This is a genomic window from Bradyrhizobium sp. IC3123, assembly GCF_020193625.1.
In the GTDB taxonomy this organism is placed as follows: Bacteria; Pseudomonadota; Alphaproteobacteria; order Rhizobiales; family Xanthobacteraceae; genus Bradyrhizobium; species Bradyrhizobium yuanmingense.
This window is the reverse complement of the sequence record NZ_JADYVF010000014.1, coordinates 1-24,630: the sequence shown is the minus strand read 5'-3', so window position 1 is coordinate 24,630 and position 24,630 is coordinate 1. Positions and strand designations below refer to the sequence as shown.

Sequence of the window (24,630 nt, the reverse complement as noted above, 5' to 3'; positions counted from 1 at the left end):
GTGGGTCCATTTCTGAAAAAGAAGCAAGACCTTGAATTCTTCGCATTCGGTTTGATGGAGAGCGATGTGGATTTGCCTATAAGAGCTGACGAGCCAAATCGCAACTTCTGGACATATCGGCACTGTCAAACGACCGTTGCGCTGCCAGCGTTAGCCGGTCTCGGTAAACAATGGCAGCGAGCGGCAGTGGGGACGCAAGACGAGAATTCGGCTGACGTGCTCAAGCGTGCCGGCTGCGGAGGCCACCGACACAATAGGTGTCTCACCGACGCATCTTGTCGCCATTTCGCCGACGAGTTCGCCACAAATCGCATAGCGTAACTCCAAGGACTACCAAAAAAGAGGTCAATAACAGGCCCCCCCTAATCCGGGCAATACGGAATCGTCGACATGTCGCAAACAATCGGCGCTGATAGCGAGTGCACCGCGAATGAAGGGGCAGAGCACTGGTCAGAGTCGAAAAACAAACTTTCATCAGATGGCGAGTTTGTTCGGTACTGGAGCCGAGCTGCCGATCGGCTGCGCGCAGTGGCCGCTGTCGGGAGGCGAACCGAGGAGGCGATCAGAATGACTGGAATTGGTTTGCAGCTATCCTCCGAGAACTTTAACGGTCACGACCTGTCAGATTTCCCGTTGCGACGCTGTACCCTCAATCGTGCGCAGCTCTACGGAGCAAAGTTGGATCGGGCAGACCTTTCTGGGGCAAACCTTATCTGCCCAGGGCTAGAGAGGGCAAGTTTCCGCGGGGCCAAGCTCGATTTTGCGTATATGCACGCGATTGCAGCGCAGGTCTGCAATTTCGATGATGCCAGTCTGCGCAGTGTAATTGATGCAACCGGAAGTCTGTTTCACGGTTGCAGCATGAAAAGGACACGCTTTGACAACGCGATGCTAAGCGGACTTCTCATTTACCAGTGCGACGCGAGTGATGCTGTATTTGATGGCGCGGAATTACAGGGTTCGACCATCAATGAATGCTTCCTTCCTTCCGCTTCCTTCCGCTTTGCCAAGCTGAGCCAAGTCACGATCACGAAAGCGCACCTGGCGGCTTGCTCGTTCTTCCAGTCAAAGGGGGACTGTTTATCGATCTTGCGTCCCACCTCGGTCGACGGTCTCACCCTAGAAGGCGCTCATCTTCCGTATCTGAGACTCTCAAAGGTGAGCGGCCGCATTGCGGCGAGGGCTCTGAGCGCTCCCTTCGCTGATGTTCACCTGTCAAATCTTTCAAGTGCGGAGCTTGAGCAGGCAGACTTGACCAAGGCGCGGCTTCTGTCCGTAAGCTTGTCCAACGCGAACCTAATCGGTGCTGTGTTGGACGGTGCCTCTATTCATTCCTGTCAGCTCGATGGAGCGGACCTGTCTCGGGCATCAGGCGAAAGCATTTCGATTACAGAGAGCACAATGCGAGCCTCCAAATTGACGGGCTTTCGTGGCCGCTGTGCCTTTGTGCGCGACTGCGATCTTGAATATGCCGACTTATCCCAGGCTTACCTCTACAGGTCGATGATGACCGGTGATCCCCCGCAATCAATGGCATTGGATCACGCAAATCTCGAAGGATCCAATCTCGTTCAGGCATATCTCGCCGCGGGAATGACCGACACCAACCTGGAGGCAACGCGCGTCGCATACGTTCGCATGAACCAATCGTCCTTGCGCGACGCGAATCTGAGTGGGATATCGCCGTTCCAGGCCAGCTTCGTAAAGGTCGACTTTTCGGGCGCTAAGATAACCACATTCGAGCCACCGTTTTTTGCCGACCGATGTCCGGGACTGCAGACCGCTTTGAAGGCTGATCAGCCGCGCGAGTCATCAAGCTATCTGGCTGAATTCTCATCGTTGATCAGACGTGGTCGAGAAGGCTCGACCTGACGGCTTTGGAAATCGCAAAATAGAAGGGCGTACAATGTCGGTGAGCTTAGAGCAGCTTGGTGCGGTGGTCCGAGCTGTGAGCGGGCGTTAAAGCTCTTTGGGGCTCGGAGGCGTGCGCGGCCAATACGACACCAGGGCCTACCTTCTGCGATCCGACCGATCAGACCACTCTTTCGGGGTCCAAAAGAACTGGAGTAAGAAAATGCATCTGGGATGTCTTTCCGCAGGCAAAGCGTTCATCCGGGAGGTGGCGAGAACAGGTCAGAGTATTGGGACGGTACACACCCTAGGCGCCCTGCATCATGGGCATGCAGAACTGATCAGAAGAGCGGCATCGGAGAATGACGTCGCGATTGTCACAGTCTACCCGAACAAGACTCAGCTTAGACCAGGTGGGAGCTACGATTTCGATTTGGACGCTGATATTGGACTTGCCCTACGTGCGGGAGCAACTGCCGTGATTTCCTCGAACGACACCGAAATGTTCCCGCCTGGCTATCGAACGTTCGTATCGCAAGGCGACTATCATTTGCGTTTAGATGGGCCTGAGGCGTACTTGAAGGAAGCCGTTACGGGGGCAATCCGCTGGATTTGTTATGCGCGACCAACTCGCAGCTACTTCGGTCTCAAGGATATCGGTCAGGCGATCCTGGTGAAGCGCGCTGTCGCAGACTTGCTTCTTGATTGTGAGATACGATTTGTGCCGACCGTGAGATACAGGAACGGAGTTCCCATTTCGTCGCGCTTGCGAAGATTTAGCCGATCCGAGCTTGATGAGCTTTCGTGTCTCTTCACGGCCCTCAACCATTCGAGAAAAGAGATCGCCCAAGGGGCGTCGAGCGTCAAGGATCTTGTCGCGTCGGCTACAACTCAAATAGCGTTCCGACAGTTTAAACTCGATTTTGTTCGCATTGTTGGCGCTGATAGCTTCGCAGACCTGGAGCAGGTCAAGCTCCCCTTCATAATTGTTGCAGCGGCAACGGCTCATGGCCTCAGGGTCTTCGATAATATCTACGTTCCGGATCAGGATACACTCCTGAATGGTGCTCCGGATATCTGGATCGATCTACCTGAAAAGTCCTAGCCAGACGATTATGAATGTCGTGATTTTGACAAAAGTAGTCACTCCGGCCGCGCCTGAACGCAGCGCCTACGTTATGACTGTGCATTCCGCTTTGCGCTGCCCAAGCGCACAGCCATCGTCCCACCAGCGGTGAAGCTCTCACGATCCACTGAGTAGATCAACTTGAAAAGTCAATCCATACCGAACTGCCCAATATGGTAGGGTCGGCTAGCCGCACGTTGAGATAGTCTGCTCGAGCGGCGCGTCGCAGCCAAACGTCACGGCAGCTCGAAAACGGTGAATCGCGACCTTTGGATCCGTAAGCTCTCGAGAGCAGAATCTGCGGAGATGATATGGAAAGGCGATTGGAAGATTATAGAGCTGACGACGCGTGTGTTGTCCCGCTAAGAAATCTGGATGTAAGCGAGGCCAAGCGCTTCCAAGACGACAGCATATGGGGGTGCTTCGAGCGGTTGCGAAGGGAAGATCCCGTTCACTACTGTCAAGACAGCCCTCATGGCCCATATTGGTCCCTGACGAAATACCGGGATATCGTAGCGGTAGACACAAACCACAAAGCATTCTCGTCAGAGCAAGGTGTCACTATTGTTGACGTGCCTGCCGAGCACTGGACCCAGAGTTTCATCAAGATGGGACCTCCTCAGCACGCCGAGCAGCGTAATACCGTGGGTCCAATAGTCGGACCGGAAAGCTTGGCGAAACTCGAAATCTTGATCCGCTCTCGGGTCAGGGCGATTCTAGACGGCTTGCCGCGCAATGATGCCTTCAATTGGGTGGAGATGGTCTCCATCGAGTTGACGACGCAGATGCTCGCCACGTTGTTCGACTTTCCATTTGAGGATCGGCGACTCCTGACCTATTGGTCAGACGTAGCTGTTGGAACTCCGAAAGCAGGGCATGCGATCGACAGCTGGGATAAGCGAAGCACAATCTTATCCGAGTGCCTGGATTATTTCACACGGCTTTGGAACGAGCGCATCAATGCCGAGCCGCGCCTCGATCTGATTTCCTTGATGGCGCATTCGCCCGCCACACGCCATATGGAGCCGAATGAGTTTCTCGGGAATCTGATTCTGCTGATCGTTGGGGGGAATGACACCACGCGCAACTCGATTACCGGCGGCCTCCTGTTCATGAGTCAGCACCCCTCCGAACTGAGAAAACTAACCGACAATCCCAAGCTGGTCTGGAGTGCCGTGTCCGAGATTATTCGATACCAGACGCCGATCGCACATATGCGCCGCACCGCCGCGACCGATAGCATCGTAGGCGGGAAGCAGATCAGGAAGGGCGACAAGGTCGTCATGTGGTACATCTCCGGCAACCGAGACCAAGAGATCATTGAGAACGCCAACAGTTTCGTCATCGACCGCAAGAATGTACGGCAGCATCTCTCGTTCGGATTTGGTATCCATCGCTGTCTTGGTCGACATCTTGCGGAACTGCAGTTGAGAGTCCTCTGGGAAGAGATTTTGGGTGCGGGACTGGAGGTCAAGGTTGTCGGCGAACCCGAGCGAATTGCGTCCAACTTCGTGCACGGCTATTCCGCTCTCCCCGTGCGGATTGCAGCCTAGGCCCTGGTCGCTCCCGGTCTGGCAGCCGGCACGCGGTGGGGTGGGCCGTCCTGAACCATCTTCGCTTCTGCAAGCAGCGAAGATGGTTTGGTCGGCGCGAAACAATGGCTGCATGTAGGAATCTATATCAGCCGGGCAGATGTTCGAAGTACACGTGAGGAGCGATAGTGTAGCGCGCGGACGACTTGCAAAGCGCCTGACGCCGAAAAGCCAACCGCCACGGTAACTCCGATGCCGCGTCTCCGGGCTGCCTTGGGTAGCCGGGACCGCAGAGGCTGATGAATTTGATGTTGAAGATTGTAGCGGTGGCAGCGATTTTCCTTGGAGAAGCGCTTTCGATATTCGCCGAGCTGATTGCCTCACGGCAATTTGGAAAGGCCGGCGGTGATCTGGCAATGCTGTTGCCGATGTTTCTCCTGATATCGTTCGGCGGCATCCTCCTCGTGTTCGGATACGCGCTGGGCTACATGCATCTGAAGAATATCTGGATCATTGTCGCGATATCGATGGGAGCGATTCTGGTAGTGGAACCGATGCTCACCCTCCTGCTCTTTAGAGACGTGCCGACAGCCGGTTCGTTGATAGGCTTGATGTTCGGTGCGATTGGTACCCTCGCTGCCATATTTCTATGAGTGTGATTTAACCGGCCTGGGCGCGGCCCGGCTTTGGCGAGATGTAGTTTGAAGGCTGCGCAACGTCGATTCTGCTCAGTTCGGACCTGGAGAATGTTGTTGCTGATGGCCTCCGGCGTCTCGCCACGCCCGTGTATGGCTGGTGACTTGGTAAGCTCTTCGGTCGAAGTCTGTTTGCTGGATAGCGGGACGCGTGTTGCGAGCGCAGGTCTGCCGATAGACATACGCTAGCCATTCCTGCTTGGCCAAAATTGCCGTCCAGGAGGCGGTTGGGGATGACTTGGCCCAGTTCGCGTGCACCGAGGCACCGCATTGGGGCGGGACTATCTCGCGGGCAGGGCAGGTCGGGCCCCGGTCACGTCCTAGCTGATCACGCCGGCACTGATGCGGCTCGTTCAGCAACACGAGGAGCTGCGATGGAAGTCGAACACAAGGCGAGATCTTCTTTCTTGTGCATCCAGATGAATGCTCTTGGTCAGCTAGTCGTCAGCTGGGGGGCCTATCCAGACAGGCTGCGCACTCTCGACTATTCGGAGATGAAGTATGAAAGGTATTGGCCGAGCTGATTCATCACAGGGTGAGGCGGCGGGAGCCGACAGCGCCGGGGAATTGAGCCGTTCGAGCCTGGAGCCTGGTCTCTTCCCTGGGGAACGCGGTCAATCCTTCGATGCCGTCCTGGAGCGGATGCGCTCCGGGCCTCAAGACAGAACTGCGGCTTCAGATATGGCGGCGCCAACGCGCAACGAGATCAAGGCGGCAAAGCGAAACTTGGACAGCCTGCTTGAGAAGTTTGAAGCTTGCCGTCGAGCGGCCACGCAACGCTGCAACTTGGAAAAGGCGCAAGAGCTGATCGATCGAGTGGTCGAAGCAGGCTCAGCAGTTCTGGAGCATTACGCGAATCTGCCTGCCAATTTGGCGCGTCGTATCCTGCCTGACGATCAGGCTCGCCGGCTCCGCGACGACACGCTGGATGCGGGGAACCAATGTAACAAAGCGGCCACCCATATCATTTACCAACTTGAGAACAGGAGAGAGCAAGCAGCAGCCCTGCTCGACCATGTCAAAGACACCGCTCCGCCCGAGCAGCTGAGCCGCGTCGTTGCGGGCGTCGCCAACCAATATGCTGCCTGCATGGAGTGGTGGGGAAAGAAGGCGCTGCGCTTCGAGCGGATGCAGTCAGTCTGTGCGGCTACTGCCCACTTGCCAAGCAGCACGCCCGAGATTGCGCAAGGCCGAAGAGGCGGAACTCAGGCTCAATACAGGCTGGGCGCTCACTACCAAGTGTATGTATCTGCAATCGCGGATCGCTCTCGCGCAGCTCTTGATTGAGTCGCAAGCGAGCACGTTAGCACCAGAGGCGCGAGCCGCCCTCATGGACGAGAGCGGGAGGGTGCGTCTGCTCGGGACTTTTGTTGGAGATGTTTTTCCGGCATTTGTTTCGACGGGCGACGCCGTTCGCGGAGGAGCGGTGCTCGACGCCGAGCACCGCGCCGTTCTGGAAGGAGTGATGGAACGGCTTTCGGAATTTGCATCCCAACTGAGGGGCATGCTTGCCCCCCTGAGGGAGGCTGGAACGCAAGCTGACCTTCCTTTGCAGTTGCTTGGCGAGATCGTGGACGGTGCGTGGGTGACGGCGAACGACGTCATGCGGCTGCTGGCATTGCAGCCAAAGACGGAAGTGACGATTGAACCGCCGGCTTGGGCTGCGCTGCCAGAAAACACTGCCCTGGTGGGTGAAGGCACTCCAGTGCGCAGAAAGGGCAAAGCAAGGCGCGGAGCAGCCGCAGGCGAGGGGAGTTCGACGGCCAGCCCGCCTGCGGCGCAACTCGCCAGGCCCGATGTCACGACGGCCCCCACGGGCAAGGTCATCGTGCTCTCGGATCTCGGTACAAAGAAACTCGCCACGCCGGAGGAGGCAGCTGCGTCATCCTCTGCGACCGATCACCTCCAGATGTGGCAGGCTCCGCCCTCCAGGAAGGCACTGCCGGGATTACTTGAGCGATTGGACGAGCTGCTGCAGTTCGATCTGCGGGCTCAGCAAAGCGCCGTCTCGCAAGCGCGCCAGATGAAGCCCGAGGACGCCGAACATGTCCTGAATCGCGTGATCAAGCGCTTGCAGACGCAGTCCTCCGAGATTGAGGCCTGTGTAGTCGCGCTGGAGGAGCCTCGCCGACGGGGCATGCTCACGGCTGCGCAGGTGCCCGAAGTGCACGAAAAGATAGTCCGGCTTCAAAGGATGGGGTCCGAGGTTCAGGGGCAGGCAAAGTCATTGAGCGCGCGAAAGGCAGCAATCACGAGCGATTGCATGAAGAGCTATGCGTTTCCATCGCAGAAATACCTTGCACAGTTGCGGGCAGCGGGGGAACTGGCGTCAGTGGATCCACCTCGCGCCTTGAAGGGAGAGCCAGGGACGCTGTTCGAAATCAAGCTACAGCCCATGGCGCTGAGCAATGGCGGGACGCCAAGGCCGATGTGGGTACACATCCATACCAAGCGGCCGGTACATGCCTGGCAATTGGCAACGCTGGGCGATCGCGAATTCGCCGCTAGCCACGTGAAGTCTGACGAACAGCGCGGCTACAATCAGCACTGGCAGAACGCTCGAGCCGCCGAGGGGCACGAGAACGTCGTGGTCCACCGCGGCAAGCTTACTCCTGCGTTCTGTAGGTCCTTGTTGAGCACCGCCGCTGGCCAGCCGTGGCAGCCCCTTCCCGACCCGGAGCACGCTTCAGCTCAGATGGCTCGACTGGGGATCTAGTGAGCTGGTTGTCTTGCGGCGGTGAGCCGTCGGCGTGAGTTCATGCCTTTCGGACCGGCTCGGCGGATTGCCTGAGCTGCGCTGAGCGTCGTCGGGCTCCAGCTCACAGAAGGCTGGAGCCTGGGAGAGAACACTGCTTACGGGAGGGGTATCGGCTGGCGATCCGGAGGATGGTGGGTCGTCGTACAAGCAAGCTGCCATTCTCTGCTGTGGCGAACATCGGCGCTCGGACGAGAAGCTGGGCCGCTGACTATTGCAGGCGGGAGATATACCAGATGCTGGCGGCGATACGCCCGGTGTCACAGTGCTTTCACCAGCCTGCCCGCGGCGAACTGGCGCGCAAACTCTTCGGGCGAGCTTCAACGGATCGCGGATGGTCCGGATGTACGGGAGCTGAGCGTCCCGGCCGCTTTGACGAATCAAACCGGGCGGTGCACAACAACGCCGCCTGTTTGCTACTCTAGCATCAGCCTACGACGGCCCCAGCATCACGCCTCCTTGGCCCCCCAAAAGATGCTGGGCTTGTCGTTCTTCGTTGAGCGTCTCAATCCGAGTAAGTCGGAGCTTCTTCGTTTCAACTGCAATGGCGCCGGGCGCCGCGGAGACAATTTCAGTACACCGGCGTATGGTCAGTCATTTCCCTGCTTTTTTCACTCGCCGCCACGAGTGAGCAACGGTGGCACCGTCGGAAGAGCAGGCTGCGCCGCACGATCAGCTTGGTGGGACTGTTCATTGTGTCATGGCGCGAGCTCGCGACAGCAATCCGTAAGACGGGCCTGGCCGAGCTTTTACAGCTGGATGCCGTGCTCCCTAAGCACCCGGTGCATCACCTCGCTTTTGATCTCGCAGGCGATCTCGTTGACGATTTAACCTCGGCATCGTCCGTCAGACCCGCTTCGGCCAGCCGTTGCTTCAGCCAAATTTGAAACTCGTCGCCCATCGCATCGATGAGCCGATCGTCGATTGCTGCATACTTATCCATTCGGTCAATAGATCTGATCAAGAAAATCAATTTTACCGCTTGCAACGTGGTCATATAGACCCTCGAGGGCGGCTGGGGCTAACCTAGGGAAGCGATATCTCGAATGAAAAAGTCTGTGTTAGTGACCGCGAGCGCCCTCGCGCTTGCAACGGCGGTAATGCCTCCTTTTGCTGCAAACGTTGCCGCGCAGCCGGTTGCGGCGAGTGCGCCGGTAGCCGATACATCATATCCTGAGTGCGTGGATGACCCGTTGAATGGTATCTGCGATCTGTTTTTTTGCTTGACGGATCCCTCGTGCGTCCAGCACTGACAGCGGGAAACATATCAAGCAGAGATGAGGATTGACCCTCGTGCGGCCGCTGCTCCGACAGCGGCCGCATCCTCATGCCGTACTTGCGCTAGTAGATAGTACAAGCCGCGCCTTCTTGTTCTCTAAACGACGATCAGAGTGACGGCTCACTTACAGCCTTTCGGTGACATCCGCCGATCGTGCAACTGCCGCATCGGCCAAGATCGGGTAAATGGGGAAAAGTCATTTCAGACGGAGACGCTGCGCTCCGACAGGAGCTGCTGCTCGATGTAAAGCTGCTCGAATTTTCAGGATAGATTCTCTTTTACGTGCTGGCTCCATACCCGTCCTCCGGCTCGATGTTTCGCATTTCGGACATCATAGATGTCATCCTTACCTGTTCGGGCATGACTAGGGCAGCGGTCGTGCCGGTACGGCCATTCGTCTATGGTCGGGCACATAATTGAGTGGCGCCGTCTCCGGCATCATAAGCATGGCACAAAGCGCGGCCGCGCCCGCGAAGAGCATGTACCAGGCGGGCACGAGTGCACTCCCGGTAAGGTGGATGAGCCAGGTGACGATCGGTTGAGCTGTGCCTCCAAAAATCGCTATCGCAAAAGCGTAGATCGTCGCGAACGCGCGACCACGAATGTACTTGGGCAAACCTTCGGCCATGCTCACGTAGAAGGCGCTATACGGAATCGTTCCGATCAGGGTGAGGACGCCGAGACCTCCTAGAAGTGCCAAGGCACTGCGGCTTTCTGCAATCCACAAGAATACCGGATAGGTCATCAGTAATGCAGTGACCTGCGGCCATATCATGATACGCCGACGGCCTACGCGGTCGGCGAGCAGGCCGCCCAGCAGTGCTGCAGAAATTCCGACCGTGTTGCTGATGAGCGTAGTAGCAAAGGCGAGAGGCGTGGAAACGCGGAGGGTGTTCAACGCGTAGGTCGTCATGTATCCCGTAACATAAGTCGTGATCGTGCAGCTGGCCAAGATGACAAATCCCAAGCTCATGATGCGGCGATCGGTAGGTGGTCGCCCCTCGGGCTGGGTGACAAGAACCGGCGCCTCGGGGCGGTGCAGCGTTTCGGGCAGGACGCTCCGCAACCAAAGTCCAAACGGCAACGTAGCCGCGCCGAGCAACAGCGCGACCCGCCATCCGTACGCATTGAGCGCTTCGCTTGTCATGGTGAGCGAGAGTATTTCTCCAACCAACGCTCCGGCCGTCGCAGCTACCTGTTGGCTCGCGGGCTGAAAGGAGACCGCAAGACCGCGGGCTTTGGTGGGGGCCGCCTCCATCAAGTAGGCTGTCGTTGGACCGACTTCACCTCCGAGAGCAAAGCCCTGCAGCAAGCGTGCGAAAATGGCTAGCAACGGAGCGGCAAGTCCTATTGTCTCGTACGATGGCGTGATAGCCAATAACAGGACCGCGGCGCTCATCATGGCAAAGCTGGCGGTCATCGCGGGTCGGCGGCCGGCCCGATCCGAATACGAGCCGAGCACGATGGCTCCGATCGGCCTGGTCACAAAACCTGCGCCGAAGGTTCCGAGTGACAGCATGAGGCTGACGAACTGGTCAGTTGCCGGGAAGAACGCCTGACCGATCTGTATTGCGAAAAAGCTATAGGTCCCGAAGTCGTAGAATTCGATAATGTTGCCGATGGTTGCGCCCAACACCGCGCGGCGTGTCAAGCGTTCGTCTGCCGGACCGAGGACCGGCTCCAGCCCCTCTGGAGTAAATTGCCTCGCCATCCTCGACCTGATCTGGAGCGCGATCCATGGCCCGAACATTTCGACCAGACAGGTCGCGCAAAGTTGCATTCCACTTGCCCGAGCTCGTCCTCACGGCCATCGCCTGTTCACATGTAGGCTGAAGCGTGTCACGACGAACCTCACGGTAAGCTCTGCAATAAAAATGCCCGCCTTTCGTGGCCCATTTTACCCTTGATCTGATCGCTGGCCTTCCCGGCAAGACAAATATGAGACCTGCTATAGTTGTCGGGCACCCAGACATCGCGCTGCTTTGGCGAGTTTGGGACAAATTGGCGGGCGCCGAACACGATTGGCGATGTCTCGCGCCCTTTCAGCCTCGGCCAGGTTGCGTCCGCTCCTTAAGGAGTCAGCGTGCCACGCCCTTCGTCGCCAAGGCGCTTGCCGCCGCTCAGCGCTCCTGCCGCTCTCTCTCGCGCGGCGGACAAGATCCACCAATCATCAGTGCTCCACCTTTGCGTCCCGGCCGGGTCGCCGGCGAGTGGGCGAACGCCTGCTCGCGGGACGCTCGCGTCTGGCGACCATCAAGACCTAGGTCGTCCAGTCATAACGTGCGTTCGGCGCCGCTCGCCCGCATCTTGGCTATCTCCTGCGCGAGGGCATCAGCCGGGACGGGGAGAAGGCCCGGCTATTCGGCCCCGACGCCGACGAGGCCGATCTCAAGTCGTTCGGGGAGCGCTGCCAAAGGTTCAGGGGGCGTACATCTTGGTCAACCACTTAGAGAGCTGTTAAGGCAAACCAGTGACGCATCCCCAGGAGCTACTGTTCGTGCGCCCGCAACGGGCGAGCACGAATGTGGCCTACGGTTCTTCGCCAACGGACGCTTGGAGGAAGCGGACATTTCAGCGGCGACCTCGCCACCGCGCGCACGAATTACGACGATTTTCCTTATTCAGGACACCAGTGAATTCTCTTTCCAACGCCCTGACACGAGTGCCATCTGCATGACGCAGAGCGTCGATAGCAGCCGGGACAAAGTTGGCGGTTCGTATTGCCTCACCTGAGGACGTAGCGTTCCGCTTGACCGATGTAGCTCCGGCTGTCACTCGGATGTTGTATCATGGCGCGCAGGGTTCGAGGCACTGGGGACTTCGCGGACTACCCACTACACGCAGCGGCGGCCGCAGTCCCCGGATCACCGGCACCGCCGCACCTTTAGCCGTGCTCGGGATGATCGTCTCGGCTGGTTTGCGTCTCAGCGATTTCGTTATCTCAGGTGAACACTTCGCTCCGCGCTTGCCGGACTCTCACGTAGGTCTCGCTCTCGTCTGTTCTCGCGCTCGCGCGACTATCGTGGCCATTCTGGTTAGCGGCCCCGAGCATAGGCTCGAAGCGTCAGCCAGAACGACGGGTCGAGGGCAGAGGTCGAAATGCACATGTTCGGTGCAAGACTGAGTCTGGTCGCGGTCCGCATCACCTGGACCTCCTAACCAGCTTTACGCTCAGGTGAACGCAATGCACGACGCAGACCCGCGCGCCGACTGCGAGGCCAGGCGGAATGAGACTTGGCCCGGAGATGATCGCATCAGAGGGGGCAGCTGCGGCCGCGGGTTTGTCTCCTTTTTCGACCTTTGTCAGCTTCTCGAAAGCCAGCCTCTTTAACATTCGAACTTGGCCTCTCGATGACGAAGCCACCCATCTCTGAATTCGTGACGAACTTCAGCTCATTCCCTGGGGGCAGATCTTCAAGAGGCCTTTGTTCTTATAACAGAAAGGAGAGCTTTCTGGATCCGAACCCGATCGATAATGCCCGTTCACCGGAATCGCCAACGGCGCACATCTGGACACAGGAAGATCATGATTTGTTCAGTCAGATCATGAATGAAGCTGGACCATCATCACCTGCCGCACCTGAGGAAGCGGTAGATGTCTCATTCGCCGCTCCACAGAGATTTTCACACGGTTCGCAAATCGCCCCTGACGCCATGGTTGAGAGGCTATTCCACCACGGTCTCTTGCCGGACTCGGACCAGCCGACGATGACCTATGAAATCCAAGGTCACCGCTACACGGCCGGTTTGGATGAGTCCAATCGCGTTCGTCTTGTTCATAACCCCGCGGAGGACCAAGTGGTTGGGGCCGGCCGGGCGGGAGTACCGGACTTCGGAGCCTTCTTTGCGGAGAAATGGCGCTACGGAATGCCGCTAGGACAGCAATGGGCCACACCTGCCCTAATGGACAAGCTGCGCGAAGAAGGTTTCATGCCGACCGCAGATAACCCCGCCACAATCCTACTTAACAATCGGGCCTACAAAGCCGAATTAGTGGAAGGAGGGTTCGTTAGGCTTACAAGGGTATGAGACGCAACCCGACGGTGAAGCGATCGCGCCGGACTGGAGGCCTGCGATCACTTCGGTTGTCCTTACCTGGAGAGACATTCGCCGCTTAACAGTGGACTGTTCGCGCCGCCAGTGGGTACGCATCATTGGACCCCCTGGCAGCCCACGAGATGCACGGTCATCCTTGCCATTTCATCTGCGTGGTGCCGGCCCGTCATCCGGCCTGCCATATTGCGCCCGTATTGCCTCCCCTGCCGGTGTGACTTTCGCTTAAACGATGTAGCTCCCGCTGTGGGCCAGTCCGAGATTCCACGATGGCGCGCAGAATCGGAGGGACTGGAGACGTCGCGGAATGCCCATTACACGCGGCCAGCGTCGCAGCTTTGCGCCGTGCGGGATGATCGTTTCGGCTGATTTGCGTCGGAGCCATCCCAACAAGCGCTGCACGATGGTGTGCTGCGGGCCGAACTGTTTGGGGCGTTGCTCAGCGAGGCGACCGAGAATTGCCAGCGCCCTCAGACGGGGCTCGGCCGCCAACCAGCGCTCGACGTCGGCTGGATTCGCGCAAATTGGGCAGCGAAACCGGTGACCGTGGAGGGCTTACTCGGAAACGGCGTAGGCCCTGCCTGTGCGAGCGTCAATAACTTGCGGACGCGGAGGTATTCTCAAGGAGCTGGCAGCAAAGGTCGCGTAACCGAGAACGACGGTCGCAAGTGGCTTTGCGTGGCAGTGCAATCGCGTGAGCGTATTTATCGGATGGAAATCCTATCAGTTGGCACTACCAGATCTGGGCGTTTTGCAAGCAGCACCTGAACCGTAGGATTACGACACAGATCGCATGCAGCTTCGAAACGCGGAAAAGAACGCCATGGCGAACATCAATCTTAATTCCGAATCTCTTGCAGGTGCACGCGCCGGACAGCGGGCCATCACCGCCCTAAAAGTCATTGAACGGAGAGCGCTGGCCCCGAGACGCCGAGGTTTCCAGATGATACGCGGAATGAACCCGATGGCGCGGATGGTCGCAGCAAAGAGGCGCGCACTCGCCATGTACGATCTCGACCGGTGCTGCGCAATCTGGTGGCTCTATTGTCTCCATTTCGGATTCACCGGCGACGTGATGTTGGGGCTCGCCGCGGTCTCGGTTGCCCACGAGAGATCCCGCTGCGGAATTTAGAAATCGTGCATCGAGCGCATCCCAGCCCGATGGCGCGCGCAATCGACTTTGAATCGAGTTCGTCCGGAGCAGGCAGCGGCGTCAGCAAGCCCGTCTTTGCTCATTCTCGGCGGACGATGGTATCTCCCCGGGGATGAATCTGAGCGATCAGCTACGCCCTCAGTCTACCCTATCAGTCCAAGGCCGATTTCTCGTTAATACCCACCAGGCATTTCGTGTGAACAGCCCTCAAGGCAAAGCCGGTGCGTTAGCCTCTCGATCTCCTGGCTAACTTCATTGGCAGTGCGGATGCGGATAGGGAGGACATCGAGTAAGAAATCCGACACCGGCTGTGACGGTTCGGTGAAGAGCGGCGGTCTGGCGGCAGCCCCACCCACCGGCGCTGACTGAGCATCGTCTCGCATCTGCTGCGGTGTGTACGGCAGATCAACGAAAGAGTTGAGTGCTCGTCGAGGCGAACGCTGCGCTAGGCGTCTCCCCTGAACAGGTGGGTGGGGCTGCCGCCAGACCGCCGCGGTTCACCGGACCATCGGACGCGCCATCCTGCCAATCCTCGTCGAGTCGGTATCCGATGTCCTCAAGCTCCTGGAGTACGCCCGACCGCCCGACGAAGAACGCGGGTTTACCGGCGGGGCTGAGCACCGGCGCTGACTGAGCATCGTCTTGCATCTGCTGCGGTGTGTACGGCAGATCAACGAAAGAGTTGAGACCGCGGTAGATGTCTGATGACTGAGCTGGCGCGTCTGATGGTTCGGTGAAGAGCGGCGGTCTGGCGGCAGCCCCACCCACCGGCGCTGACTGAGCATCGGAGCTGATCCTATTATGGATAGGCTTTCCAGAAGCTGACGAGGCCGTCGCTCGTGAGGCAATGCATCGCGACATCTGCAGAACGAAACGGCCCTGCGGCTCTCGATCGTCGTGGGGCTTCATGGGTTTCAGGACCCGCCTTCCTCCCGGCCGATGAAGTCTTGCGGCGGCATGGGAGCCGACGACTGGTCATTGCTCGGGTTGCAAAACGGCATACCGGCGGCGCCGCAGGTGCACGCACGGGTGCCAAGCCACGGTTGATCCGAATCGTTCTCGCAAATCCGCCTTCCGCGATTCGTTCCTCGTTCATTCGCTCTCTCATCGGCTATTCACCAAGGAGAGGGTAATCCTTTTCGCCGAAGGGGCTCATGGCGCGAGCTTGTATTCACCCCCGACTTTCATGGCGAGTTTGATCTGAGCTATTTGGAGTTAAAATGACGAGGTCCAGATCGATTATTTCCGCCGCGGCTCAGGCCGCGGCGGAATTTTTGGCCTGAAACCGATACAGGAAGTCCGCCGCCCGCTGGACGAAGTTTGAAGATCGCGCGTTTGTCGTTCTTCAGCACCTTGATCTAAGAGGGCATATAGGAGGCGTGCCCCTCCCTCACCTCCGGTATCAGGCCCAATCGGCGGACAGAAAGGCCGCGCCAAGCTCTGCGACCAACTTTTCCATGGCATAGCCTTCATCGCCGAAGCGCTTGCGGCCGAACTCGCGATTCAGGCGGCTCTCGTGGCGGTATGTAGTGTCCAACGCCACTCATTGCGCGCGTCGCGGCAGAATGGAAGTACGTGGCCCTCACCTTTTCAGGTGATGTACCGACCTTCGCCAGAGTACCCGCGAAACTTGTCGGAGATAGCAGCGGGATTGGTCGGGGCAAGATGTAGAAACAGTGCGGGCGCGGCTCGGTGCTAACCGACCCGGGGGCTGAAGCCAGGCCAACTAGTCCCTACCACATCCGCACTGCCGTTGAGACTAGCGGAAAAGTGACTCGGCGCCGATCGATCTGGAGCGATAACGCTGTCCCTGTCACATCCCGTTAATCCCAAGGGCTCTGTATCTGTCATAGCTTACCGCAAGCTGACAGGCCTTTTGCGCAGTCGGTCAATAATAATGGGCTATCAACACCCCTCAATCCGCCACGGAAATTCCTGCAACCACTCAGACGTGCTCTCTGTGCTGTCAGTCGTCACGACTTCAGGATCACCCGGACGGTTTAGGCTGCTGATCAGTGAGACATTGTCGGTTGAGGACCACACCATCGTAGATTGTCGGGCGACATGGGAAATTGCCCCCCATATTGCCTCGCTAAAAATGTTACCGGACAACTTCCCTGTCGTGTCTGGGGCGGAGCTGCCGAATCAGATCGGTGGCGGCTATGGCAGGGAAGATCAGCATGCGCGCAAAGCGCGAGATCACATCAGCGCTGGCCGAGCGTTATCGGGCAAGCGGGCGGCTCGAGAAGGGACGGATCCTAGACGAGCTGTGCGCCGTTGCGGGATGGCATCGCAAGCACGCGATCCGAGCGCTGTCAGCGGACGGGGCATCGGGGTCGGCCGTGCCGCGGCGGCGGGGCCGGACCTACGGAGCTTCCATTCGTATGGCACTGATTGTGCTATGGGACTCGTCTGACCGGCTCTGCAGTAAGCGGCTCGTCGCGATGATCCCGTTCTTGCTTCCGGCTCTTGAACGGCACGGCAGATTGAAGCTTTCTGCTGATGAGCGGTCTAAGGTTTTGAGGGTGAGCGCGTCGACGATCGATCGCCTGCTGAGCGACGTAAGGATCGCAGCAGCCGGAGGACGCCGACGGCGGGCGGGCTTTTCCAGTGCCGTACGGCGGCAAGTCCCGGTGCGTACATTCAATGACTGGGGATCACCTCCGCCGGGGTACTGCGAAGCGGATCTGGTTGCGCACGGCGGCATGTCCGTATCCGGGGCCTTCATTCAGACGCTAACAATGGTGGATGTCGCAACGGGGTGGACCGAATGCTTTCCGCTTGTTGTGCGTGAAGCAGCGCTTGTGGTCGAGGCCCTCGAGCGCGCCCAGAACCTATTTCCCTGGCCCGTTTGCGGGCTCGATTTTGACAACGACAGCGCCTTCATGAACGACACGGTCGTCTCGTGGTGCCGTTCTCACGATGTCGAAGTCACTCGTTCCAGGGCCTACAGAAAGAACGATCAAGCGTTCGTTGAACAGAAGAATGGAGCTATCGTTCGACGTCTGGTGGGCTACGGGCGCTTTGAAGGCATTGATGCCGCTCGCTCATTAGCTCGCCTGTTTGCCGCGGCACGGCTGCACATCAATTTCTTCCAGCCCTCGTTTAAGCTGAAGGAGAAGCACCGCGAAGGTGCCAAGGTGATCAAGCGTTATCTTCCTCCCGCTACACCGTACGAAAGAGCATTGGTCCACCCGCAACGAGGCATTCAAACGTCGGCTGCGTGAGATTTACCGCACGCTTGATCCGGTGGCATTGCTGGCACAGATGAGGGACGCTCAAAATGAGCTGGGCAAGCGTGTTGATCAGCGGGCCGGAAAGCCAGCCATGACCGTCGCGCCGGTGCAAAGCGACTTGACCGCCTTTGCCCGAGAGCTCGGCGACGGTTGGAAGCAGGGTGAGCAGCGCGGCATTCATCGGCGCCGCTATGTGCGGCGCAAACCTGCGCCACGTCGGCCATCGATGCTCGACCCATACATTCCCATGATCGAGGAATGGCTCGCCGCGGCTCCGCACTTGTCCGCCGTCGATCTCCTCTCCCGGCTGGCAGCGCATGCGCCGGGTCAGTTCAGTGGCCATCAGCGGCGTACGGTGCAGCGGTTGGTGAAGAATTGGCGATCAAAGGTCGCTCGACAGCTCATCAGCAGCACCGAAACCATACTATCGTTCCAAGCTTCCCTCGCTGTCTAAATCCCACGTGTTGCTTTGCCGAATCACCGCAAGCCGCTCTCTCGCTACGGCGCTCTGGAGGGCGCGCTTCGCGAGCGGCTTGCTCGGACCCGCGGGGTCCAATTCGCGCGACAGCTGGGGGCGCTCGGTAACATTGTCATCTGAGGCAATATGAGGGGGCAGTTTTCCATGGCGCGCGACAGTCCAGAAGACAAAGACTATATTCACTCGGTGCTACAATACCCCCCAAACAGAGCTGACGTGACGGGCCGTCTTGTCTGTACAGTTTGTATCTCACAACGCCTCGCTATCTTTTTAAACGGACTGGAGACGCACGGTATTGGCGGCGTTGTGGCTGGTTGCTCGATAAGTAAGGAAGGGTTTCGATGGTCCCCTGACACGCTGCACGTGATACTCAGAGGACAGAACTATCAGCCGTCGAACGATCTTCTTTCGAACATTACGACCTGCACACGACATGATGTGTTGGTTGTTCGCAATAATCTCAACGACGATAGAGTCGACTGTTTTGCAACCGGCTTTGCCTCAAACTTTGGTTTAGAGCGAAAAGAAATCGTTCAGAAGATACTAGCTGACCAGGATAACCTACCGTCTTTTCACACCGGCATGAAAGTTGGCTATGTCGTCTTCCACGATGTCACCACTCAACTCAGTACGATCTTTGATGTTCGTTCAGGCTCACACCCGAACTTGACATTTTCTGTGCAAGAAATGAATGGGCGGCTCAATCTTCACTTCGCGGTTTCCGGAAATGGCCGGGGCGCTTTACGGCGATCGTCTGGGCCCGAGGGTAATATCGCCTTTGTACCGCTTGATTATTCCTAATCTAAAGGGTCCTGGCTGTGCTGAAAGCATTTTTAAGCGCGACGGTATTTTTTAGCAGCATTGTCAGCGCTACCGCGATTGAGGAGCGACTACCGCAGCCGCTGCAAACAGGCGTGGCAGGACGGCAAAATCAGTGAAGTCATTGAGACTACGGTGTTACGACCTGTCCCGCCCTTGTCATCAAGCTGTTCTGGCTCGCATCCGTGTACGGATCGTGATGATCATTTCGTGAATAGATCCGGTAGGGCGCAGCCGTTCGCTAGGGGCGTCTTGTGGATCACGATCCTGATGTACGGCTTAACTACCGGATTGGGAAACGCGAACAAATCTGTCGAGCCTTCGACGAACATGTTTGCTCCGACCGGCGTGAGGGACGGCAGATGATCTTCAAGATAATCCAGATGAGCTCGATTTGGAAGCAAGCCCGTCCGACGGATAGAACGTGTAGCGCCCGCTCAAATCGGGCGCGATAATCTCAGCCGCTACAAAGTACGTCTCGACCCCGTGAACATCCTGGGTAGCACCCGACGCGACTGCAGCATCTTTAAGATGCTTCCATTTTCCGCGACCAGGAATCAGTTCAGTCTCTCAGGTAATTGAGCATACTATTGCAGGCGTCCTCGGCCTCAGCCAAGCTCTGCAGCGGCGAGCCGAGCACCCTGATCGCGCCACGGCTCTGGTCAAGCGGACGCCACGAAGCGACGTAGCCGAACCTTCCGCGGAAGCCAGGACCGGTCGGGCTCTGCAAGCTTATAACGAACGAGTAGCCGCCGCTGCGCGCACTCCAAATTTCCATGTTTTCGACAGCGCGGTGGAACTGCAGGGGCATCACGCACCGTTCGCCTGGGCAACTCGAGAATGAAATTCTTCCGGCGGACTCACTGGCGTACAAAATCCGAAACTCTAACCGCTGCCCGATGAAAGCGCAGTAACAGGTGAGCTGGTCTGCCAGGCGAAGCTGTCGTCTAAGTCCTCTTCAATCACCCCCGGCCGTGCATAACTGATCGAGCAGGTCGGCTACTGCGAGCACGCTCGTTCCGTCAGTCGTGACCTGCCTAACCAGCTCCGACGCTGTGCAGTTGCCATAGGCGATTAGATGGCCAACGGAAGTCGGAGCGATGTCGTCCAGCACCCGGTGTTCCATGTTGCGTGACCGGAGATGAAAGCATCGGTTCCCAGCCTCGAGCACATGCTGGTCGATCATGCGCTGCAGCCCCTCGCGGAACTCGTCAGACCTCCTAAAGAAGCGTTCACTCAAGACGCGGTAGCCAAGAGGCCAGCGTTCGCTACCGGGCACCGGCGTCACCAATTGTAAACGTCCCTGCAGCATATTTACGAGAAAGCCGGAAACAAAGGCGATGGTCGTGTGATCGCTCTCCAGCAAGGCGATTGCATCATCTTTGTTGCCAGCCCTAAGTTTCTCGCTCCGGGCGCGCGCCCGGCAAAAGCCTTTGCAGTCAGCGCCTCCTTGCCCTGCAGGACGAGTTCGACACCGATCAGCTCCTCAGGCGAAAACGCCATGTGAATCTGGTCGAGATGTGTTGTGCTCAGCACGGAGAAACGGTTCGTCACGGTGCGATAGCGCTGGAACAGTTCGAGCACGCGCGTGGTGAGTGCGCGATCCCTGAGCGGGGCCGCCGTCGTTGTTTGTGGCAATGCGCCCGTGATCTGATAATAGTCGAATAGAAAGCGGTCGTAATGGGGGTTGTCCATAGGCTCTGTGGCCCAGTAGCAGAAACCAGTACGGGCTGCCGAACCAAACATCTCGCTCGCAATACCGACCACGGCGCGCCAAAGCGCTGCATGCTCTTCGCTATATTCGTAATAGCCTTTGAAGCGGTCGGCCGAGAGGCCGCAGAACCAGCAACCGATGGTGCAGCCGTCGCTCAGCTCGAAAGCGATGATGGGGTACGTGACCGAGGCCGCCGTTCCGCCCAATTCGTCGTTGCAGCGCCGGATGTGGCGCTCACGCCAGGCATGAAAGCGAGGGTTGATCGTCGACATTTCGCCCTCTTCGCGCAGGAGGTCGCGATCGCGCAACATGTCGCAGATAAACTCGTCCCACATCATAGCCAGGGGCCAGGGCGTAGACTCCGGCTTGAAGCGATATTTCAGGTAGCCGCCGCGCCAGAGAGGAAGCATCTTCATTGGGGCAACTTCGATGCCGTAGCGCTCTGTTACCGCTCGAGGAGAATGAACGTTCTCCGAAAGCGCCCTGCGGAACTCCAAGTCACCGGCCAGCCGCTCCATGAAGCGCTTGACGTGTGACAACGTGCGCAGTTGCTCGGGGGTACGCCGGTCAAAAATCCGTCGGCAGTGTTCGGTGGCAGTGTGCGTCATACGGTACGGGTACGCCCTGAAGCCGCATCTCTAGGCCTGAAAGCAATGATCTGACTCCTGACGAGGCGTGCTTTCAGTTCTGTTCGCACCGGATCGTTTCCTTCAGGACGAGCCAATGCGATCAGAGTGAAAATACGTCAGGCCGTGACAGCGACAACAACTACAATAAGCAAAACGATAGCGACTAGGTCACGGCCCGCTTCCGCGGCTTGCACGGCGCTCGTAGGTGCCTCCGACGTGGAACTAGCCAACGCAGTGGTATGCACAATCCTCCTCAAGCCTACACCGCTCAAATCCTGCTTGCCGCCGACAATCGCGTCGAGCTGCATCAACGCATGTCGGCGTGGCACTCGGATGCTGCTCCTAACCTCATCAAGCGTGAAATCGTAGCCGTGGCTCTTTCCGATCGCGAAGACCTGTAGCACTCTGCTTAACGTGTTCGAGCAGACTACCCTCTTTCGCTAGATTCTTGACAAACCGTTCTACCTCAGCCTGCGACATAGCCCGGCCTCTGCTAAATGTTTCTACCTAGCCGTCGCCTTGGAAGCGATCGGTGATGACACCTTAACAAAGCAATCCGCATACCAAACTGACATCGCTGCTTTTGCGCTTTGTCTGAGCGTGCGTATCGTCAACTTTCCGACATTGGTCTCGAACATAACAAGCGCTCAGTCGAGCGGGATGAAAGCTCGTTGTGGGTAGCTAACCCAGCAGCAAGCGGTTACCATCTACAAAAGCTCGGTCAGAACCGTGCTCAGCAGCGTCCCTTGCGGATTAGAAACGGCGCGCATTCCGTCCAATACGCCCGGTTCTGCGAGAGGCTGGAGGTGAAATCCCGCCGGCCTTTTCACCACACCATCCGTATCCCGGCGAAGGGCAAGGTACAACCGGGCGGTTCTGCACTTGTGTGTGGTGGCCGGCCACCGGGCCTGCGCCGGCGGCGGCAGTCTAGTACGCCTCGAGCAACCGACGAGGCGAGCATCTCCAGAAGAAGCTGGCCGCGTTCGCCGGCATGCTGTACGCCGGTGCTTCAGCGGGTTCGAACCGCTGTTCGACCCGCAGAAGAAGGTGCGGCCGATTACACTGGCGTTTTGCATTGCCCATGCGCGGCGGGGCTTCTTCGAGCTGGCTGACATGGAGAAGAATGAAGTAGGCGGGCAAGTACAGACTTCAACAAACCCGGTCATCGCGACCGGGAAATTGGTCTTAGAGCATGCGTGTGCCCACAGCATGATAATGCATTGGTAGTCTGTTCAGTTGAAGGATCGTCCTCAGAGAGTGGGTGGTGCGCGCCAAATTTGTATTCGCTCGGCCTCATATTCGAGAAGGCCGCAACAGGCTGCGCAACGTGCTGTCGACCGTACCGAACTAGTGTTGTGGGCGGGTAGCTTTGCTACCCTGGCTATGTCGCGTGTCAATCCGTTAGGTGGTCGGCTGGCGAGTTGTTCAAATGACGAATTCACATTCGTTGACTGCATCCCCACAGCGGCAGGAAGTCGCAGTGCATCACCGTCTCTCTCAGGAGCTCTACCTGCCATCGATGAGTCGAGGCAATATCACATGGCTCCGGGCCGCGCCGCCCCGTTTTCCGAGGTGCAGCCAACGCCATCGACTCCGATCGCTTCGATGCGACAGCATCGGGTCTGCGAACTAACGCGCGCCACCGCGTAACTACCGCATAAGAGTGCTGTCAATTGTCGCTACCAGATCTGGGTGTTTGGGGAAGCAGTACTTGCCTCGTAAGGTTACGGAAAGGCCGGATACGCATATGCGTGTTCCCATCAAGCTTCGAGACGCGCAATGCCATGGCAAACATGAATCTCAGCTTCCAATCCTTTGCCGACGCACGCGCGCGACAGCCGACCGTCACCGATCAAGAACTCACCAAATTTAGAGCACTGGTCCCGAGACGTTCAGGTTTCCAGACGAGACGTGTCATGAAGCCAATAGCGCGGGTCGCAGCAGCAATAAACCGCGCTCGGGCACTCTCCGATCTCGACCGGTGCTGCGCAATCTGGTGGCTCTATCGCCTCCATTTCGGCATCAACCGCGACGTGATGTTCGGCCTTGCCGCGGTCACGATCGCTCAGGAGAGGTCCCGCTGCGGCATTTAGGCCTCGTGACATCGGTCACCGTTCATGCGAGCGCTGGCACTGCCCCACCAAACCTGCCACCACGTTGTGTTGGCTGGCGGACAAAAAATCTCAGTCTAACGCCAAACGTCTCAAGTCTCCCCCAGGCCACTAAGGTCGCAATCACATCTAGTACCGGCGGACTGCCCGGGGGCACAAATGGCGCCTGGAAATACGCTGAGCAGACCGCACAAGCCGAACTAGTGCTCGCCGTTAGCAGCATCAGCAGGATGAGATTTGTGGCGTGGATGATGCTGCTCATGCAGCCCAACATCGTCAATTGACGGGCCCGAATAGCTGAGCGGAGAGCGCAAAATCGGAGTGCTTGATTGGTAAAGTCTGCCGATCGGGAGCAAGGACGCGACGCTCGCATTTCACCAGATGATCTTAAGCGGAAAGGAATTTGCCGCGCCCGAAACCGCAAAGGTCGTGGAAAATGGTCGAGTAGCTCATCAAGCAAGTCTGGCGAGCGCATTGCGATGGATTAATCCTCACGCAGAGGGCCCGTGGGCAGGCTGCGTCTCTGTCGATCGAAGTCTCTGTGAGCCATTCGTCGCTGCGGACGGCCAGCCATTCAACCGTTCGCCGCCCGGAAAATGTGCCCTCGGCGCCTATCCACACCAGTTTGGGCGATGACACGACGCCTCAATTTCCAGCTCGCGTTGTCATCGTCATAAATAAATCTCCGTTGACTAACGGCCAAATAAGCGGAGCTATTCGGATTTAGGTGACGAGGTGATCGGGCGCTTTGTTTGCCGGTGCCAGCACTTGGATGACCTCAAGGCCGTGCTTGGGACTGCTGCTGCGAGCTTCGATAACTCGTTGGAATGTTGAGGCGCCGCCGGGTCCCTGTGGCGACGATCACCGGCTTGAACACCATCGGTCTGGCGGTGGTTACGGTAAGAAGCCTTTCGTCCGTACAAGCTGTATCGCCGGGGTGGCCTACACGCTCTCGATGGGTTGGTGGTGCCGGCTCAAGTGCCGCGAAATCGGACAATTACGCTAATCACAAGCCGTAACGAGCCTGTGGGCGCGTCGATCGCGAGTGCCATGCAGACGATGGCAGGTCCATTACAAGAGTAGGTAGGTGCCAAAGTGGACGCGGGGTCCTAGCGTCCTCCTGTTCCTCTGCCGATCATCGAGCCAGAAGCGAACAGCGAGAAGGTCATACGGACAAAACCGACGTGCGGAATCAGGGT

15 protein-coding genes and 3 pseudogenes are annotated in these 24,630 nt (G+C 58.1%); 12 read left to right on the top strand and 6 right to left on the bottom strand.

The genetic code is table 11. From position 1 onward, the window contains the following. Positions 1-390: 390 nt before the first annotated feature. The 5 genes and pseudogenes from I6F20_RS31530 (at position 391) to I6F20_RS31510 (ending at position 7,920) form a co-directional block, all read left to right on the top strand. Entirely contained in the window at positions 391-1,872 is a 1,482-nt protein-coding gene (locus tag I6F20_RS31530; protein WP_225129478.1) for a pentapeptide repeat-containing protein, read from the top strand. A gap of 202 nt (positions 1,873-2,074) precedes the next feature. Further along, positions 2,075-2,956 (top strand): pantoate--beta-alanine ligase, encoded by an 882-nt coding sequence (locus I6F20_RS31525; protein ID WP_225129476.1) that lies wholly within the window; start codon positions 2,075-2,077, stop codon positions 2,954-2,956. A 332-nt stretch (positions 2,957-3,288) separates the two neighbouring features. Continuing rightward, positions 3,289-4,530 (top strand): cytochrome P450, encoded by a 1,242-nt coding sequence (locus I6F20_RS31520; protein WP_306469169.1) that lies wholly within the window; start codon positions 3,289-3,291, stop codon positions 4,528-4,530. A 278-nt stretch (positions 4,531-4,808) separates the two neighbouring features. Continuing rightward, positions 4,809-5,162, top strand: a complete 354-nt coding sequence (locus tag I6F20_RS31515; protein WP_225129472.1) for a hypothetical protein — start codon at positions 4,809-4,811, stop codon at positions 5,160-5,162. A gap of 543 nt (positions 5,163-5,705) precedes the next feature. After that, positions 5,706-7,920, top strand: a pseudogene (locus I6F20_RS31510) (T3SS effector XopP-like protein). Positions 7,921-8,746: 826 nt separating this feature from the next. Here I6F20_RS31510 and I6F20_RS31505 read toward each other — a convergent pair. Further along, complete coding sequence (locus tag I6F20_RS31505; protein ID WP_225129470.1) at positions 8,747-8,956, bottom strand: hypothetical protein; 210 nt, start codon at positions 8,954-8,956, stop codon at positions 8,747-8,749. Between the two features lie 646 nt (positions 8,957-9,602). Beyond that, positions 9,603-10,949, bottom strand: a complete 1,347-nt coding sequence (locus tag I6F20_RS31500) for an MFS transporter (RefSeq protein ID WP_225129468.1) — start codon at positions 10,947-10,949, stop codon at positions 9,603-9,605. A 1,640-nt stretch (positions 10,950-12,589) separates the two neighbouring features. On the opposite strand from I6F20_RS31500, the gene I6F20_RS31495 reads away from it, so the two are divergent. Continuing rightward, positions 12,590-13,267: a hypothetical protein gene (locus I6F20_RS31495; RefSeq protein WP_225129466.1), complete on the top strand. Its 678-nt coding sequence runs from the start codon at positions 12,590-12,592 to the stop codon at positions 13,265-13,267. Between the two features lie 249 nt (positions 13,268-13,516). On the opposite strand, the gene I6F20_RS38480 is transcribed toward I6F20_RS31495, so the two are convergent. Next, a complete protein-coding gene (locus tag I6F20_RS38480) occupies positions 13,517-13,816 on the bottom strand; it encodes a hypothetical protein (protein ID WP_518513084.1) in 300 nt (99 codons plus the stop codon). A 298-nt stretch (positions 13,817-14,114) separates the two neighbouring features. Between I6F20_RS38480 and I6F20_RS31490 the strand changes: the two genes are divergently transcribed. Next, positions 14,115-14,423 carry a hypothetical protein gene (locus tag I6F20_RS31490; protein WP_225129464.1) on the top strand — a complete coding sequence of 103 codons (309 nt, stop codon included), beginning with the start codon at positions 14,115-14,117 and terminating at the stop codon, positions 14,421-14,423. Positions 14,424-15,699: 1,276 nt separating this feature from the next. On the opposite strand, the pseudogene I6F20_RS31485 reads toward I6F20_RS31490, so the two are convergent. After that, positions 15,700-15,966: pseudogene (locus I6F20_RS31485) on the bottom strand (zincin-like metallopeptidase domain-containing protein); the annotation flags it as partial. Between the two features lie 640 nt (positions 15,967-16,606). Here I6F20_RS31485 and I6F20_RS31480 point away from each other — a divergent pair. From I6F20_RS31480 to I6F20_RS31470, 3 genes are all read left to right on the top strand, one after another. Next, positions 16,607-17,671: an integrase catalytic domain-containing protein gene (locus I6F20_RS31480; protein WP_225129462.1), complete on the top strand. Its 1,065-nt coding sequence runs from the start codon at positions 16,607-16,609 to the stop codon at positions 17,669-17,671. A 100-nt stretch (positions 17,672-17,771) separates the two neighbouring features. Next, positions 17,772-18,134, top strand: a complete 363-nt coding sequence (locus I6F20_RS31475; protein ID WP_225129460.1) for a hypothetical protein — start codon at positions 17,772-17,774, stop codon at positions 18,132-18,134. Between the two features lie 168 nt (positions 18,135-18,302). Then, positions 18,303-18,959, top strand: a complete 657-nt coding sequence (locus tag I6F20_RS31470; RefSeq protein ID WP_225129459.1) for a hypothetical protein — start codon at positions 18,303-18,305, stop codon at positions 18,957-18,959. A 976-nt stretch (positions 18,960-19,935) separates the two neighbouring features. On the opposite strand, the gene I6F20_RS31460 is transcribed toward I6F20_RS31470, so the two are convergent. Next, positions 19,936-20,343 (bottom strand): hypothetical protein, encoded by a 408-nt coding sequence (locus tag I6F20_RS31460; RefSeq protein WP_225129455.1) that lies wholly within the window; start codon positions 20,341-20,343, stop codon positions 19,936-19,938. After that, on the bottom strand, positions 20,292-21,299 hold the full coding sequence (locus tag I6F20_RS31455) for a radical SAM family RiPP maturation amino acid epimerase (protein ID WP_225129453.1): 1,008 nt from the start codon (positions 21,297-21,299) through the stop codon (positions 20,292-20,294). The genes I6F20_RS31460 and I6F20_RS31455 overlap by 52 nt, the downstream gene beginning before the upstream one ends. Positions 21,300-22,153: 854 nt before the next feature. Here I6F20_RS31455 and I6F20_RS31450 point away from each other — a divergent pair. Both I6F20_RS31450 and I6F20_RS31445 read left to right on the top strand, forming a co-directional pair. Beyond that, positions 22,154-22,484, top strand: a pseudogene (locus tag I6F20_RS31450) (IS66 family transposase); the annotation flags it as partial. A 620-nt stretch (positions 22,485-23,104) separates the two neighbouring features. Further along, positions 23,105-23,413, top strand: a complete 309-nt coding sequence (locus I6F20_RS31445; protein ID WP_225129451.1) for a hypothetical protein — start codon at positions 23,105-23,107, stop codon at positions 23,411-23,413. Positions 23,414-24,630 lie beyond the last annotated feature (1,217 nt).

What these genes read in the sequence shown, in the direction of transcription:
- I6F20_RS31530 (WP_225129478.1), top strand. Translation starts at nt 391, where the DNA reads ATGTCGCAAACAATCGGCGCTGATAGCGAGTGCACCGCGAATGAAGGG.
- I6F20_RS31520 (WP_306469169.1), top strand. Translation starts at nt 3,289, where the DNA reads ATGGAAAGGCGATTGGAAGATTATAGAGCTGACGACGCGTGTGTTGTC.
- I6F20_RS31515 (WP_225129472.1), top strand. Translation starts at nt 4,809, where the DNA reads ATGAATTTGATGTTGAAGATTGTAGCGGTGGCAGCGATTTTCCTTGGA.
- I6F20_RS31455 (WP_225129453.1), bottom strand. Translation starts at nt 21,299, where the DNA reads ATGACGCACACTGCCACCGAACACTGCCGACGGATTTTTGACCGGCGT.
- I6F20_RS31480 (WP_225129462.1), top strand. Translation starts at nt 16,607, where the DNA reads ATGGCAGGGAAGATCAGCATGCGCGCAAAGCGCGAGATCACATCAGCG.
- I6F20_RS31525 (WP_225129476.1), top strand. Translation starts at nt 2,075, where the DNA reads ATGCATCTGGGATGTCTTTCCGCAGGCAAAGCGTTCATCCGGGAGGTG.
- I6F20_RS31495 (WP_225129466.1), top strand. Translation starts at nt 12,590, where the DNA reads ATGACGAAGCCACCCATCTCTGAATTCGTGACGAACTTCAGCTCATTC.
- I6F20_RS31490 (WP_225129464.1), top strand. Translation starts at nt 14,115, where the DNA reads ATGGCGAACATCAATCTTAATTCCGAATCTCTTGCAGGTGCACGCGCC.
- I6F20_RS31505 (WP_225129470.1), bottom strand. Translation starts at nt 8,956, where the DNA reads ATGACCACGTTGCAAGCGGTAAAATTGATTTTCTTGATCAGATCTATT.
- I6F20_RS31470 (WP_225129459.1), top strand. Translation starts at nt 18,303, where the DNA reads ATGGCGCGCGACAGTCCAGAAGACAAAGACTATATTCACTCGGTGCTA.
- I6F20_RS31475 (WP_225129460.1), top strand. Translation starts at nt 17,772, where the DNA reads ATGACCGTCGCGCCGGTGCAAAGCGACTTGACCGCCTTTGCCCGAGAG.
- I6F20_RS31500 (WP_225129468.1), bottom strand. Translation starts at nt 10,949, where the DNA reads ATGGCGAGGCAATTTACTCCAGAGGGGCTGGAGCCGGTCCTCGGTCCG.
- I6F20_RS31445 (WP_225129451.1), top strand. Translation starts at nt 23,105, where the DNA reads ATGGCAAACATGAATCTCAGCTTCCAATCCTTTGCCGACGCACGCGCG.